Genomic DNA, 15,679 nt, shown 5'->3' on the forward strand with positions numbered 1-15,679 from the left:
ATAAATTGTCTGAAATGTAAATTTGATTGCGCTTTCTCAAGATATGGAGAAAACCGCCTGTGACTCAGGCGGCTTTCGGTTCTCATCAAATTATGCTTGGTTAGAAGAACCAAATTCGCGCATTTTGCCGATAACAGTCGCTTTAATTGCGTCACGAGCTGGTCCAAGATATTTACGTGGATCATACTCTTCTGTTTTTGCAGCAAGTGTTTCGCGTACTGCTTTCGCAGAAGCAATTTGGTTTTCAGTGTTTACATTGATTTTTGCTGTACCAAGTGAAATTGCACGCTTGATGTCAGCAGTTGGGATACCTGTTCCACCGTGAAGAACAAGTGGAAGACCAGTTGTTTTACCGATTTCTTCCATTTCAGCGAAACCAAGGTTTGGTTCACCTTTGTATGGACCATGTACTGAACCTAATGCAGGTGCAAGGCAGTCAATACCAGTGCGTTCTACAAGCTCTTGGCACTCTTTTGGATCAGCATAAATAACGCCCTCAGCGATGACGTCATCTTCTTGCCCACCAACAGTTCCAAGTTCAGCTTCTACAGACACACCATGGAAATGTGCAAGTTCAACGACTTTCGCAGTTGTTTCCACATTCTCATCGAATGGATGGTGAGAAGCATCGATCATGACAGAAGTAAATCCTGCATGAATCGCTTTTGCACAAGATTCAAAGCTTGAACCGTGATCTAAATGAATCGCAACAGGAACTGTTACATTATATTCTTCGATTAACGCTTTAACCATTGCGACAACTGTTTTGAAGCCGCCCATGTAGCGTCCTGCTCCTTCAGATACTCCTAAGATAACAGGAGATTTCTCTTCTTCAGCAGCTTGTAAAATCGCTTGCGTGAATTCTAAGTTATTTAAGTTAAACTGTCCAACAGCGTAACCTTTTTCCTTTGCGTCTTTCAACATTTCTGTCATTGAAACTAAAGGCATGATGAAAAATCCTCCCTATGTAGCTAATTTGCTTGCTAAAAAAAGCTCTCCACCCTAGCATGACCAGAATTTCTCGCCATATGTAAACTTTCAAAGTCAGATCGCTTTCTTCTTCTTTTCTAGAATACCAATTATTCGACAAATCGGCAACAGAATGACTCGATTCAATCATTTCCATCTAGCCATTTGTTTCAAGCGGCAGGTATTCTTTAACAGCATCTCGGATTTCATCAATATCAAAAGGCTTAGCGAAGTGCGTCAATGCACCGAGTTCTTTGGATTCTTGGATCATATCTAATTCTCCATAGGCTGTCATAATGATGACTCGAATGTCTTCATCAATTAATTTCATTCGTTTTAAAATTTCGATACCATCCATTCCGGGAATTTTCATATCAAGCAGGACAAGGTTCGGTCTATGGTTTTTCACAATATCTAATGCCTGAAGTCCATTGGCAGCTTGAAAGGTTTGATAGCCTTCTTTATGAAACACTTCATTCAATAATATTCTAATACCGTACTGATCATCGACAATTAAAATTTTCTCATTCATCTGTTACACCCCATTGCTTTCATTTTTCGCCATAAAAAGAGCTGTTGTTAAATAATTCTGTTTGATTTTCACATTTCCTTTAATTATAATAGTTTACTTTACGACATTTTCTGAGCATTTTTCCTAATATTCTCTTTATATTCTATTATAAAATGATCTGACCGAAGGAGGAAATGAGTCTTGTTAAAAATTTTTACGACCCAGTTATCAGGTATTTTTTCACGTATTGGAGAAAAGCAGGCTGAAGCGATTGAGGACGGTGCACGCCTTCTTGCACAGGCTGTTGTCAGTGGACATGCCGTTTATTTTCACGGAAAGAATGAACTGGCTGCTGTCGCCCTAGAGGCATCTGAAAGCAAGGAGCCATTTCCCGGTGCGAAGGTACTGCCGCTCGATCAAAAGGAGCGCAGCTTACTTCATCCAAGTGACAGGGTGCTGCTATTTTATTCAGACCCAGAAGATCCAGAAATTCAATCTCTTGTCAAAGAACTGCACGAACAAGGTACGCCCGTTGTTGGTGTAGGACCGGCCCAAAAGGAGCCGTCCACGATTGAAGAGCATTGTGATGTCCACATTGATTTCCAGCTCAAGAAACCGCTTGTGCCCGCTGAAGATGGGACAAGGTTTGGTTATCCTGCTTTAATGACCTGCTTATACGTCTACCACGCTCTATCGTTTACTGTGAAGGAAATCGTCGAGGAATATGAATAAAAAAACTGCCGAGAAGTGATATTCTCGGCAGTTTTTTGTTTTATTTTGATTCAGATGCTTGAAGTGAAGCACCAACGAAATCTCTAAATAACGGCTGTGGTCTTGTCGGTCTTGAAACAAATTCTGGGTGGAACTGAGAAGCAAGGAACCAAGGGTGATCCTTCAGCTCAATAATTTCAACAAGACGTCCGTCTGGACTTGTACCTGAGAAGACAAAGCCTGCTGCTTCCATTTGCTGTCTGTATTCGTTATTAAACTCGTAGCGATGACGGTGGCGTTCGTAGACCACTTCGTCATTGTATGCAGCAAATGCTTTTGAGTCTTCATTTAATTTACAAGGGTATAGACCGAGACGAAGTGTTCCGCCTAGATCATCTACATCCTTCTGTTCTGGAAGAAGGTCAATGATTGGGAATGCTGTTTCAGGATCAATTTCCGCTGAATGAGCTCCTTCAAGGCCTAATACGTTTCTTGCGTATTCGATAGATGCCACTTGCATTCCTAAGCAGATTCCGAAGAATGGCACTTTGTTTTCACGGGCAAATTGTGTAGCAATGATTTTCCCTTCTACTCCGCGGTCTCCGAAGCCTCCAGGAACAATAATGCCGTCAACATCTTGTACGAAATCAGCGATATTCTCTGCTGTCACTTCTTCTGCATTAATCCATTTAATTTGAACATCTGCATCAAACGCATAGCCAGCATGACGAAGTGATTCAACGACTGAAATATAAGCATCTTGCAGCTCAACATACTTCCCTACAAGACCAATTGTGACTTGTTTCGAAAGGTTTTGCACTTTATCAACAAGCGCTGTCCACTCCGTCATGTCCGCATCTTGGCAGTCAAGTTTCATATGTTCACATACTAGCTTGTCCAGCCCTTGTTTTTGTAAATCAAGCGGAATGGAGTATAGCGTGTCTGCATCCTGACATTCGATAACAGCTTTTGTATCAATATCACAAAATAGCGCAATTTTGTCCTTCATATCTTGCGTCATTGGCATTTCCGTTCTGACCACGATGACGTTTGGCTGAATACCAAGACTGCGAAGTTCTTTTACACTATGCTGTGTTGGTTTTGTTTTCAATTCACCCGCTGCACGGATGTAAGGAACAAGGGTACAATGAATGTACATCACGTTTTCACGGCCGATGTCACTCTTCATTTGACGAATGGCTTCAAGGAATGGAAGGGATTCGATATCTCCTACTGTTCCGCCGATTTCTGTAATGACCACATCTGCACCCGTTTCTTTTCCGGCACGGTACACGCGGTCTTTGATTTCATTTGTAATGTGGGGAATGACCTGTACTGTTCCACCTAAGTAATCACCGCGGCGCTCTTTCTTCAGAACAGTAGAATAGATTTTACCAGTTGTGACGTTGCTGTACTTGTTTAAGTTAATATCAATGAAACGCTCGTAGTGACCTAAGTCAAGGTCTGTTTCCGCACCATCATCTGTGACAAAAACCTCACCGTGCTGGTATGGACTCATTGTCCCTGGGTCTACGTTGATGTATGGATCGAATTTTTGAATGGTAACATCCATCCCTCTATTTTTCAGAAGGCGGCCTAACGATGCAGCCGTGATTCCTTTTCCAAGTGAGGAAACAACTCCTCCTGTTACAAAAATATACTTTGTCATTTCGTATGCTCCTCTCTTTTTTACCCTTGCATGTCTACACATGCACAGCTTCATCCTTTTTAGAGTGTATCCCTAAATCTCTTGAAAAATAAGAAAGCTCCCTTTCAAATAAATGAAAGGGAGCGTAAATGAACGTATCTTTACGTACTCTTTTTTAGAGAGCCCAAAATACATACTACATAGTTCGCTCAGGAAAGTCAAGACGGTTTTGTCCTGTTTTGAGGACCGGTTTGAGAGGGTTATTTCTCTTCCTCATCATCGTCTAAATCGTCTTCATCAATCTCCGTTAAGCCGTCATCATCTTCATCATCATCTTCGTCGAAGTCTTCAAGATCTTCTTCAATTTCTTCATCATCGTCTAGGTCGAGATCATCGTCGTCTTCAACAAGATCAAGGTCTTCTTCAAGCTCGTCGATTTCTTCTTCCTCTTCGATCTCATCGAAGTCGTCTTCAACGACAGCTGCTTTTGATTTTTTCTTTTTCGCTTTTGTTTTCACAGCTGGCTGAACTTCTTCTTCGATTTGATCAACTGGATACCAGCTGCGAAGTCCCCATCTCTGATCACCTAACGAAATAAAGCGGCCATCTATATTTAAGTCTGTATAAAATTGAGCAAGTCGATCATCAAGATCGGATTTTTGTATTCCTTGCAAACGGACAATTTCATCTATTAACTCGGAAAACGTAATTGGTGTTTTGCTGTCTCTGAAAATTTCATAAGCAAGTTCAACTAAAGACATTTGTTTGAGCTGTTCCTGTGAGTATTCTTTCAAACTCAAGGTCAGACACTCCCTTTCTATTACATGTATGTATCCATTTATCAGTGAAATAATAAGTATTTATACCTTATTCTTACGACAAACCATACCTCTCATTATAAACAAATTAGGGGAGTTTATGCCACCTTTATTGATGTTAATTTTTGATTTTTCTCACGGGGAGCACCTAGAGTGTGTACGGCATGCTTTTTGTCGTTCAGTTTTTTCTCGTCTGTTTTAAAATGGGATGTTCTGAATGAGTGAGACAACGATAGGAATCGTGAATAACATTCCAGCAGACATGAGTACGATTAGTTTTCTGCGGCTGTTTTCTTTTTCTTCCTGCTTTTTTGGAGATTTCGAAAGCTCCGCGGACACCATGATCCAGATCACCATCGTGACGATTGCCAAAATGCCCATAATTGTTGAGTTCATAACCTCCATATTGATATTTTCCCTAATTTTAACATAACACGATGATGATATGGATGAACATTGACAATGCGCTTACATTTGAAAACTGATGACGAACGAAAACAGACCACCTCACGTTCAGGCGGTCTTTGCTTGTTTTCTACATATCTAGCAGTTTCCTTGAGATGACCAGACGCTGGATTTCCTGTGTTCCTTCATAAATTTGAGTGATTTTCGCATCACGCATGTATCGTTCGACTGGATAATCCTTTGTGTAGCCGTACCCGCCGAAGATTTGAACCGCTTCTGTCGTCACCTTCATCGCTGTATCACCGGCAAAGAGCTTGGACATGGCTGATTCCTTTCCATACGGGAGGCCTTTCGTTTCAAGCCATGCCGCCTGATAAGTAAGCAGCCTTGATGCTTCAATCGCTGTTGCCATATCAGCCAGCTTAAAGGCGATCCCTTGCTGCTGAATGATTGGTTTGCCAAATTGTTTACGCTCCTTGGCATAATCAATCGCCGCATCAAGAGCGCCTTGAGCAATCCCAACCGCCTGTGCAGCAATGCCGTTTCTGCCGCCATCGAGTGTCATCATGGCTATTTTGAACCCTTCTCCTTCTTGACCGAGCCGGTTCCTTTCATGAATTCGGCAATCTTCAAATCGAATTTCAGTTGTTGGCGAAGAACGTATGCCCAGTTTACTTTCCTTTTTGCCAACGGAAAAACCAGGTGTCTCTTTTTCTACAATAAAAGCAGTTGTATTTCGAGACGAAGCTTCTTGGTCTGTTACGGCAAACACAATATAATAATCTGCAATGCCTCCATTTGTAATAAAAATTTTCGCCCCGTTCAGGACATATTCACTGCCTGCCTTGACGGCCGTTGTCTTCATCCCGCCGGCATCTGAGCCTGAACCGCTCTCAGTAAGCGCGTATGCTCCTATCTTCTGTCCTTCTGCAAGTGGCTTTAAGTAGTTCTCTTTTTGTTCCTTTGTTCCAAATGTATAGATTGGCCATGAAGCAAGAGATGTATGAGCGGACAGGGTGACGCCTGTAGAGGCGCACACTCTTGAAAGCTCCTCAACTGCTATGACGTAGGCTAAATAGTCACTGCCAATTCCGCCCACGTCTTCCGGCCAAGGGATACCCGTCAAACCAAGCTCCGCCATTTTGCGAAAAATAGATGGATCATATGTCTCTGTTTCGTCTCGCTTTGCTGCTGTTGGCTCCACTTCATTTTTCGCAAAGTCTCTCACCATTTTTTGAATCATTTCATGTTCATCACTTAATTGGAACTGCATCGTGAGCCACCTCGTTTCATATTAGCTGTTTACAGATGACCAGCCTTTGAATTTCACTTGTTCCTTCATAGATTTCACAAATTTTCGCATCACGAAAGTAACGTTCTGCTTGATAGCGATTCGTATAACCATCCATGCCTAGCAAATGGATCGCTTCTGTACTGATCTCTACCGCCGTTTTTGACGCAAATAGCTTTGCCATTGATGCTTCCTTTGTGACCGATCGATTTGCCTCTTTGAAAGAAGCCGCTTGATAGACGAGCAGTTTGGCCGCCTCAAGCTTCGCCGCCAAATCGCCCAGCCGAATGGTCGTTTCAAGACCTGCTGGATGCTTCTTTAAATAGACCACTGCCTCGGTTAAAGCGGCTTCTGCAATGCCAAGGCTTTGAGCCGCAATTCCGATTCTCCCTGCATTTAGGCTGGACATGGCAATTTGAAAGCCCTCTCCTTCTGCACCGAGCAGCCGATCTTTTGGAATCCGCACGCCATCAAAATGAAGCGTGACTGTTTTTGAACCGTGCAGTCCCATCTTTTTCTCATCTTTTCCAATCGTAAATCCCGGCGTATCTTTCTCGACAATGAACGCCGATATATTTTTTCTCGCAGAAGCCGGATCGGTCACCGCAAAAACAAGATACAGTTCTGCTTCTCCGCCGCTTGTGATAAAGATTTTCGTCCCATTTAATACATAATCGTCGCCCACACGCTCTGCTCTTAACTGAATACTGGAGGCATCTGATCCAGCCTTTGGTTCAGTCAAACAAAAGGCGCCCAGCTTCTTCCCGGATGCAAGCGGCGGCACATAAGTTTCTTTTTGTTCCTTCGTTCCAAAAGTCAAAATAGGCATCGTCACAACAGATGTATGAACGGACACAATGACACCAATGGTCGCACTCACTTTCGATAATTCATGGATTGCGATGATATACGTTGTAAAATCTGCGCCTAAGCCTTGATACGAAGCTGGTATTGGAATTCCTAGATAGCCTTGCCGTCCCATTTCACTTAAAAGGGTTTTTGGAAACCGGCCTTGTTCCATGGCTTCTACTTCAGGGAATATACGCTGGCGTGCAAATTCTGCTGTCTGTTCTCTCCAGAGACGCTGTTTATCCGTAAGCAAAACATCCATCTTGACTCCCCCTATGAGTGGTCGTGGTATGTGTAAAAACCTCTCTTTGTCTTTTTGCCCAGCCAGCCTGCATTCACGTATTTTTTCAAAAGAGGACAAGGTCGATATTTGCTGTCTCCAAGTCCCTCGTGAAGGGTATTCATAATAAATAAACATGTATCCAGTCCGATGAAATCAGCTAGACGAAGCGGCCCCATTGGATGATTCATCCCAAGTGTCATCACGTCATCAATGCTTTCTGCATCTGCTACGCCTTCATACAGGGTGTAAATGGCTTCATTGATCATTGGCATCAATATGCGATTTGATACAAACCCCGGGAAGTCTTCCACTTCAATTGGGGTTTTGTTTAATGTCTTCGCTGTTTCATAAACAACTTGATATGTGTCATCACTCGTTTGCAGTGCTCGAATGACTTCAACCAGTTTCATGACAGGAACCGGATTCATAAAATGCATGCCAATCACTTTCTCCGGTCTGCTCGTCACAGCTGCTAATTCTGTGATCGACAAGGAAGACGTGTTTGTCGCAAATATGGCCTCAGCCTCTGCAAATTGATCAAGTGTTTCAAAGATTTGTTTTTTCACACTCATTTGTTCTGATGCGGCTTCTATGACTAAATGAGCCTGTTGCATGTCTTTTAAATCTGTGGAAACGGCAAGCCGCTGCGTAATATCTCGGACTGCCTGATGTGCCAGCTTTCCTTTTTCTGCCCGCTTCGTCAGTTGTTTGGTCATGGAGGAAATCGCTCGATGAATCTGCTTTTCTGATACATCATGGAGCAGGACTGTATAGCCTGACTGAGCAAACACTTGGGCAATGCCTGATCCCATTTGACCAGCCCCAACGACCATAACGGTCTCTTCTATACTCATCAATAAACGCCTCCCTTTTCATCTACCTTTATCATGATGGCATCTCCTTGACCGCCTCCGCTGCAAATCGCCGCAATGCCAATGCCTCCGCCTCTTTGTCTTAATGCATGAATCAATGTCAATATCACGCGTGTTCCGCTTGCCCCAATCGGATGACCGAGTGCGACAGCCCCCCCGTTGATATTCATTTTCCGCCGGTCGATCCCGGTTATTTTTTCACATGCCAAAGCCACAGCTGAAAAGGCCTCATTGATTTCAAACAAATCAATATCCTCTAGGCGCTTTCCTGTTTTCTTTAAAAGCTTCTCGATAGCAAAGGCTGGTGTTTTCGGAAAATCCTTCGCCTCTACAGCAACCTGAGCATGGCCGAGAACAACTGCCATTGGCTTTACGTCATGCCGTGCAGCATACGTGTCTTTCATTAAAAGGAGCGCACTTGCACCATCATTGACACCTGGTGCATTTCCAGCGGTGATGGTCCCCTTCTGATCAAATACAGGCATGAGCTTAGACAGCCGTTCATATGACGTATCACGCCGCGGAGACTCATCTTCTGTGATCAGCCGTTCTCCCGTTTTTATTTTGACGGTGACGGGGGTGATTTCATGTTGAAAAAAGCCGTTTTTTTGCGCTTCGATGGCCCGTTCATGACTTCTGAGCGCCCACAGATCCTGCTCTTCGCGCGTAATGCCGAGCTCCTTTGCAGCCGTACTTCCATACTCACCCATATGAACGCCTGTAAACGAACAGGTTAACCCATCTAAAATCATCGCATCTTGTACTGCACCATCTCCCATTTTGTAGCCCCATCGCGCTTTTTTTAGCAGATAAGGAGCGTGAGACATCGATTCCATACCGCCCGCTGCGATGACCTCAGCATCTCCGGCTCGAATGATTTGATCTGCCGTGCTCACACTGCGCATTCCGGATGCACAGACTTTATTGATGGTTTGTGTTGGAACAGACCAAGGAAGATCAGCATATCTTGCTGCTTGCCTTGAAGGAATCTGCCCTTGCCCTCCTTGTAAAACACATCCCATGATGACCTCATCTATTTCATGAGAACCCGAAACTCTTTCCAGTGCAGCCTTGATCGCTATACCGCCTAGTTCTGCGGCAGTCAAACCACTGAGAGCACCGCCTAGTTTTCCAAATGGTGTTCTTGCTCCAGATACAATGACCGTCGTACTCATATATGCCCCTCCCCGTTTGTTACCGCTTACATATCATTTAGGCAGCTGATGAAACAGCGCCATGGATAAGCCGATGAACATCCTATTCATCGGCCTGTCATGTTTACGACACTTGCTTTCCAGACTCACCAAACACTGATTTTTCAAGAAGTTCGGCGACATCAAATGTGCCTACCTGCTCCTCTACTTCCTTCGCCTTCGTCCCATCTCCCAGCATCGTTAAGCAATAAGGACACCCTGAGCTGATGATGGACGGCTGGACCTGTAACGCCTGCTCCGTTCGTGCAGTGTTAATCCGGGTACCCGTCTCTTCTTCCATCCACATTAAGCCCCCGCCTGCTCCGCAGCACATACCAGTTTCACGATTGCGCTCCATTTCTTTCAGCGTCACACCAGGAATGGCTTTTAAAATGTCTCTTGGCGGGTCGTACACTTCGTTATATCTGCCTAGGTAGCAAGAGTCGTGGAAGGTAATCACTTCGTTTACTTCATGTTCAGGTGTTATTTTCCCTTCTTTCACTAACTCTGCCAGTAATTCTGTATGATGATACACTTCTGCCTCAAGTCCGAAGTCTGGATATTCATTTTTAAATAAGTTATAGGCGTGTGGATCAATCGTGACGATCTTTGTAACGCCGTTTTTCTGGAATTCTTCAATGTTTTTTGCAGCAAGCTCTTGGAATAAAAATTCGTTTCCGAGTCTTCTTGGTGTATCACCTGAGTTCTTCTCTTTATTGCCTAGGATCGCAAAGGAGACCCCCGCTTCATTGAGTAGCTTCGCAAAGGCAAGCGCAATCTTTTGGCTTCGATTGTCATATGCCCCCATTGACCCAACCCAGAATAAATAATCAAAGGTTTGCTCTGCTTTTTTCAGCTCTTTCACTGTCGGCACATGCACATCTTCTCTCAGTTCACGCCAATTTTCTCTTTCTTTCCGGTTCAGCCCCCACGGGTTCCCTTGGCGCTCAATGCTTGTCATGGCACGCTGTGCATCCGCGTCCATTTTCCCTTCGGTCAGCACAAGATATCTGCGCATATCAATAATCTTATCAACGTGTTCATTCATGACAGGGCATTGGTCTTCACAGTTTCGGCACGTCGTACATGCCCAGATTTCTTCTTCTGTAATGACCTCTCCAATAAGAGAAGGATGATATATCGAGCTGGCAGCCGACTCTTCCGCACCTGCTCCTCTCGCCTGCAGTGCCAGCTGGTTTCCTGTTGTCTGCTTGAAGGCTAGCTGCGGGACCCAAGGTGTCTTTGATGTAATAGCGGCCCCTTTATTGGTTAAATGATCTCTTAACCTTAATATCAAATCCATCGGAGACAGCATCTTCCCTGTCCCTGTTGCCGGGCACATATTCGTGCAGCGCCCACATTCCACACAAGCGTAAAGATCGATGAGCTGAGACTGACGGAAGTCTTCAATTTTCCCCACACCGAAGGTCTCTTGTGTCTCATCTTCAAAATCGATTTTTTGCAGCTTGCCTGGCGGGTCTAATCTGCTGACAAATACGTTCACAGGCCCTGCAATCAGATGGGCGTGCTTTGACTGCGGAACATATACTAAGAATGTCAGCAAAATAAGAAGATGCACCCACCATGCGGCATAAAAAACAATGGCAGCCGCCAGAGGTGAAATTCCGCCCAGCAAGAAAGCAATACTAGAAGCGATTGGCTCAGTTGGTGATAGAGAGTGTCCATGCCAGATGATGTTCATGCCGTTCCCAAGTAACACTGTCAGCATTAAGCCGCCAATAAATAAAAGCACTAGACCCGATTTGAAGCCTCGTTTTAAACGAACAAGCTTCTCCACGTATCTTCTATGGAACGCCCATACAACGGCCACTAAAATGAGAAGTGTGACAATCTCTTGGAAAAACGTAAAGACGCCGTACACCGGACCTAAAGGAAGCCCGCTGTCTGGAATAAGCCCCTTCAGAATAAAATCAAGGGCTCCGAACTGTACAAGGATAAATCCGTAGAAAAACAGCACATGAATGATGCCGCTCTTCTTGTCCTTTAACAGCTTCTTTTGCCCAAATACATTGACCCAAACACGCTCTAAGCGTTTCTTCATGTCTTGTTGAAACTCTTCTTTTTTACCAAGACGAATATACGCCGCTCGTGTTCGAATGAGATAAACAAACAAATACACTGCGTAAGCGGTCACCGCCGCAAATGCGATCAAGTTGATAATTAAAAGGCTATTCATCTTGCTCCCCCTTTCATTCCCAAAACCCACTTTGTTCCGTTTCCATGTTGTACCTCTATCATAAATAATGAATGAGTATTCAGTCAATATTTTTTACGCGTTTGGGTACACTATTGAAATATGCAAAAAAGGAGGAAGTTTCATGATCGCATTGATCATCCTACTCGTACTCATTGCCATCGTTTTGCTCGTCATGTTAGACCTTTATATGGGGAAGAAATATTTTTCTACGCATGCATTTGAACGGTCTTTTGACCAAACAAGCGGCGATGCCACCTTTTATCATGATGGCGAACCATTTTTCGATCAGCTGCTTACGGATATACAGCAGGCCTCTTCTTCTATTCATATGATGTTCTTTATTGTAAAGAACGACAAGATTGGTCAAAGGGTGTTCCAAGCATTGAAAGCCAAAGCGGAGCAGGGCGTTTCCGTCTTTTTGCTGACCGACCGATTAGGCTCCTATCCGTTTGATCAAAAGTCGATTGACGTGCTAGAAAGAAGCGGCATTCAATTTTACTTTTTAAATAAGCCTCGTTTTCCTTTTTTGATTTACCGTCTAAACATGAGAAATCACCGTAAAATTACGGTGATTGATGGGAAAATTGGCTATATTGGCGGATTTAATATAGGCGATGAATATGTTGGGAAGAAAGGCCGGTTTGGCATTTGGAAGGATTATCATTTGCGGATGACCGGACAGGTTGTCGCAGATCTCCAGCATGTGTTTCTGAATGATTTGTACCGTTCGTCTGGCATTCATCAGCTGCAATATGAGGTTTTCCCTGCATTGGAACCGGGAACATTACAATGCACAACACGCGCGACTGCTGGCTTTTCTTTAGAAGCTTTATTTCTCCAAGATATTCAGCAGGCGAGGAAACAGATCATCATCTGTACGCCTTATTTTATTCCATCAGCCCCTCTTCTGAAGGCGCTGCTTGATGCACGAAAGCGGGGCGTCACAGTTGAAATCATCATTCCAATGAAAGCGGATCATCCACTTGTCAAAGAGGCTGGCTTTCATTATTTGAAGGACCTCATTGCCTCTGGATGTCTTGTTTATCGTTTTTATAAAGGGTTTTATCATTCGAAAGCCATTTTGATTGATCACAGCCGCTGTATGATCAGTACCGCGAATTTTGATAAACGCAGCTTGTTTTTAAACGAAGAAGTAGATGTAGCCATTGATGATCCCGCTTTTACTGCACACGTAGAAGAAAAGATTCGGGAGCATATGGAGGTTTCTGAGATCTTGACAGAAGAAACATTGTCAAAGCGCCCGCTTTTCACTCGGCCGCTTGAGTGGGTTGCCGCCATGTTCTCGTATTTTTTATAAAGGAGATGACCTATGCGTTATCGATTTGGTTATGTATCAAATGCCGTCACCTTGTGGGAGGCTTCTCCTGCCAAGTCACTGACCTTTGCTAGATACAGCAAGCTCGCTAAGGAAGAAAGAAAAGAGGCTTTATTGCGAACAACGAAGGCCAATCTCGTGAATACATTAAGAACGCTTTATTTCGCCATTGCTCATGATATCCCGCTTTACCGTTTTTCAAGCTCGATCGTCCCGCTCGCGACCCATCCAGAGGTGCTCTGGGACTTTGTGACACCTTTTCACAAAGAATTTCTTGAGATCGGCAAGCTGGTGAAACGGCACGGCTTACGGGTCAGCTTTCACCCCAATCAATTCACCTTGTTTACTAGCCCCAAACCTTCAATTACAGAAAATGCCGTCATCGATATGACGTATCATTATCAGATGCTTGAGGCGATGAAGCTCGATAAGGAAGCCTACATGAACATTCATGTAGGCGGGGCGTACGGCGATAAAGAATCGGCTCTTCAACGCTTTGATGAAAATATCAAACAGCTTCCAGCTCATATCAAAGCGAGAATGACACTTGAGAACGATGACAAAACATATACGTCGCTCGAAACGCTTGGTGTATGTGAAAAGCATGACATTCCGTTTGTTTTTGATTACCATCATCACGTGGCAAATAAAGATGACGATGCCGCACTCGATGACATCCTGTCAAGAATGTTCGACACGTGGACAAACACTGGCATTCCGCCCAAAATCCATTTGTCTTCACCAAAATCAGAAAAAGCTATACGCAGTCATGCAGATGGAGTAGATATGAATTTTGTCTTACCGCTTTTTCAAGCATTAAAACCGTATGGCCGGGATGTAGATTTCATGATTGAAGCAAAATTAAAGGATCAGGCTCTGCTCCGTCTAGTCGAAGAGCTGTCTGCGATAAGGGGCAATCGGCGGACGGGCGGAGGAACCATTGAGTGGAAATCATAAAGAAAGGTTTACCTTTGTGCAAATGGGGGTAACAAAGCTATTGTGAGAAAGTAATTAACAGGAGGATATGAAGATGTCTCAAATCTATTCAATCCGAATCGCTGCGAAAGCGTTGAATTTACATAAGCTTATTTCTCTTTATGAAAAGTGCCAGCAGGCTCAGCATCGTATATATGTGTATTCTAAAAAAACAATGTGCAGCATTAAGAACATCGTAGAGCTTGAAACCTTCAGGCTCACTCATTTAGAGTCTGACTACTTAATTGTCGTAGAGGGGAAAAAAGCGCAAGATCTCCTTCAGCCGTTTGAAAAAGAGACGGTTTCATAAAGAAGAGCAGCCTCGGGCTGCTCTTTCAGATTGGTTGACAAAGGGCTAAAATGATGTTGATTTTAGCCCTTTGTCTTCTTTTCAACGTGATAGAAAACCTTTGCAGCCTAGGAAGGACGAGTACCGGCGCGGAGCGAATTTGACATTCGTGAGTACCGGCACGCAGACCTGACACCGAATGCGCGGGTTTGTCTACATGCTGGGAGAGCAGCCTCGGGCTGCTCTTTTGCTATATCCACTCTTTTGTTAACCAAACTTGTTTGGAGGATGCATCCATTTTCACTTGTGCCCCGATTGGCATCGTAAGCATCGGGTGCGTATGGGCACAGTCAAAGTCAGCGATGAGCGGTCTTTTTGTCTCCCCGAGCACCTCAAGTAAAATCTCGTAAGGTTCTTTGCCCGTCCCTTCGTCATCAAACAGCTCATGTTTTCCTAAGAGAATCCCAGATACCCGTTCAAACACTCCATTTACTTTCAATAAAGAGAAGTTCTTTTCTACAACTGACGCGGTTTTCATACAATCTTCAATGAGAAGGATGTCTCCGTTTTTCAAGGCTGGCATGAACTCACTTCCCCATATGCCGTACATCGCATTCAAGTTCCCGCCGATCAATCTGCCTTCTGCCTGTCCCTCTATGACGCACAGCCAATCGTTCGGACGCTGCTTTTTATCACCCGTCTTTTCTTCCCAATTGATTCGTTCATCTGTCCAAAAAGGCGGTTTTTCAATCTGATAAGGAATGGTTTGATGGGACATCAGGATGTCCTCAAATGACTGATATGTATAAGTGACAAACGGTTCAAACTCGCCAAAAGAAGGAACAAGCGCCGGCCCGTAGAAAACAGGCAGTCCCGTTTTTTCGTACGCCGCTAAAAGAATCGCTGTCGCATCTGAATAACCGATCATGATTTTCGGATGTTGTTTCAGCAGGTCAAAATCAAGAAAAGGCAGCAAACTATTTGAATTCGTCCCGCCAATCATTGACATGATGCACGACAAGTCCCTTTTAGCCATCAGCTCATTCAGCTCATCTGCTCGTTCTTGAATTGTACCTGAACGGTAGTGATCCTTTTTCCCTGTTAATGATCCTGGTACCACAATGAATCCTTTCTGCTCAAGCCACTTCTTCGCCCGCTCATACCTAAGAGGCGAGGTCGCTGATGCAGGACTAGAAGGTGAAAAAATACCGATCTTATCGCCCTTTTGTAATCGCCGAAGCCCCTTCATTCAAATCAGATCCTTCCTACAAACGTTTTTTCTATCCTAACAAAAAAAGCCCTTTATCAAAA

The 15,679-nt window shown here is 44.0% G+C and carries 15 protein-coding genes; 4 read left to right on the top strand and 11 right to left on the bottom strand.

Going from position 1 to position 15,679, the window contains the following annotated elements; genetic code table 11:
- Positions 1–90: 90 nt before the first annotated feature.
- Together MHB67_RS16975 and MHB67_RS16980 are read right to left on the bottom strand one after the other, a co-directional pair.
- On the bottom strand, positions 91–948 hold the full coding sequence (locus tag MHB67_RS16975; protein WP_024423748.1) for a class II fructose-bisphosphate aldolase: 858 nt from the start codon (positions 946–948) through the stop codon (positions 91–93).
- A 178-nt stretch (positions 949–1,126) separates the two neighbouring features.
- On the bottom strand, positions 1,127–1,501 hold the full coding sequence (locus tag MHB67_RS16980; RefSeq protein ID WP_003214681.1) for a response regulator: 375 nt from the start codon (positions 1,499–1,501) through the stop codon (positions 1,127–1,129).
- A 180-nt stretch (positions 1,502–1,681) separates the two neighbouring features.
- On the opposite strand from MHB67_RS16980, the gene MHB67_RS16985 reads away from it, so the two are divergent.
- Entirely contained in the window at positions 1,682–2,212 is a 531-nt protein-coding gene (locus MHB67_RS16985) for a DUF2529 domain-containing protein (RefSeq protein WP_024423749.1), read from the top strand.
- A 40-nt stretch (positions 2,213–2,252) separates the two neighbouring features.
- Here the strand turns inward: MHB67_RS16985 and pyrG are convergent, their stop codons facing one another.
- From pyrG to MHB67_RS17025, 8 genes are all read right to left on the bottom strand, one after another.
- Positions 2,253–3,860, bottom strand: a complete 1,608-nt coding sequence (pyrG, locus tag MHB67_RS16990) for a CTP synthase (glutamine hydrolyzing) (protein ID WP_133744466.1) — start codon at positions 3,858–3,860, stop codon at positions 2,253–2,255.
- 239 nt (positions 3,861–4,099) lie between these two features.
- Complete coding sequence (gene rpoE, locus MHB67_RS16995; protein ID WP_044330927.1) at positions 4,100–4,639, bottom strand: DNA-directed RNA polymerase subunit delta; 540 nt, start codon at positions 4,637–4,639, stop codon at positions 4,100–4,102.
- A 216-nt stretch (positions 4,640–4,855) separates the two neighbouring features.
- Positions 4,856–5,053, bottom strand: a complete 198-nt coding sequence (locus tag MHB67_RS17000) for a hypothetical protein (protein WP_197172998.1) — start codon at positions 5,051–5,053, stop codon at positions 4,856–4,858.
- Between the two features lie 139 nt (positions 5,054–5,192).
- Complete coding sequence (locus MHB67_RS17005) at positions 5,193–6,335, bottom strand: acyl-CoA dehydrogenase (protein WP_133744464.1); 1,143 nt, start codon at positions 6,333–6,335, stop codon at positions 5,193–5,195.
- Positions 6,336–6,351: 16 nt separating this feature from the next.
- Positions 6,352–7,464, bottom strand: coding sequence for an acyl-CoA dehydrogenase family protein (locus tag MHB67_RS17010; RefSeq protein WP_342492658.1), 1,113 nt, complete (start codon positions 7,462–7,464; stop codon positions 6,352–6,354).
- A gap of 11 nt (positions 7,465–7,475) precedes the next feature.
- Positions 7,476–8,339: a 3-hydroxybutyryl-CoA dehydrogenase gene (locus MHB67_RS17015; protein WP_024423755.1), complete on the bottom strand. Its 864-nt coding sequence runs from the start codon at positions 8,337–8,339 to the stop codon at positions 7,476–7,478.
- A complete protein-coding gene (locus tag MHB67_RS17020; RefSeq protein ID WP_122631631.1) occupies positions 8,339–9,532 on the bottom strand; it encodes an acetyl-CoA C-acetyltransferase in 1,194 nt (397 codons plus the stop codon). Before MHB67_RS17020 ends, MHB67_RS17015 begins: the two co-directional genes overlap by 1 nt.
- A 103-nt stretch (positions 9,533–9,635) precedes the next feature.
- Positions 9,636–11,747 (bottom strand): heterodisulfide reductase-related iron-sulfur binding cluster, encoded by a 2,112-nt coding sequence (locus tag MHB67_RS17025; protein WP_185853910.1) that lies wholly within the window; start codon positions 11,745–11,747, stop codon positions 9,636–9,638.
- A 142-nt stretch (positions 11,748–11,889) separates the two neighbouring features.
- Between MHB67_RS17025 and cls the strand changes: the two genes are divergently transcribed.
- The 3 genes from cls to MHB67_RS17040 all read left to right on the top strand — a co-directional run bounded on the left by cls (position 11,890) and on the right by MHB67_RS17040 (position 14,389).
- Complete coding sequence (gene cls, locus MHB67_RS17030; RefSeq protein WP_197202540.1) at positions 11,890–13,086, top strand: cardiolipin synthase; 1,197 nt, start codon at positions 11,890–11,892, stop codon at positions 13,084–13,086.
- Positions 13,087–13,098: 12 nt separating this feature from the next.
- Complete coding sequence (gene uvsE, locus MHB67_RS17035) at positions 13,099–14,061, top strand: UV DNA damage repair endonuclease UvsE (RefSeq protein WP_342492659.1); 963 nt, start codon at positions 13,099–13,101, stop codon at positions 14,059–14,061.
- A 73-nt stretch (positions 14,062–14,134) separates the two neighbouring features.
- Positions 14,135–14,389, top strand: a complete 255-nt coding sequence (locus MHB67_RS17040; RefSeq protein ID WP_024423759.1) for a hypothetical protein — start codon at positions 14,135–14,137, stop codon at positions 14,387–14,389.
- 229 nt (positions 14,390–14,618) lie between these two features.
- Here MHB67_RS17040 and MHB67_RS17045 read toward each other — a convergent pair whose 3' ends face one another.
- Positions 14,619–15,617 carry a S66 peptidase family protein gene (locus MHB67_RS17045; RefSeq protein WP_342492660.1) on the bottom strand — a complete coding sequence of 333 codons (999 nt, stop codon included), beginning with the start codon at positions 15,615–15,617 and terminating at the stop codon, positions 14,619–14,621.
- Positions 15,618–15,679 lie beyond the last annotated feature (62 nt).

The sequence above is a fragment of the Bacillus sp. FSL H8-0516 genome, from assembly GCF_038635285.1.
Lineage (GTDB): Bacteria > Bacillota > Bacilli > Bacillales > Bacillaceae > Bacillus > Bacillus safensis.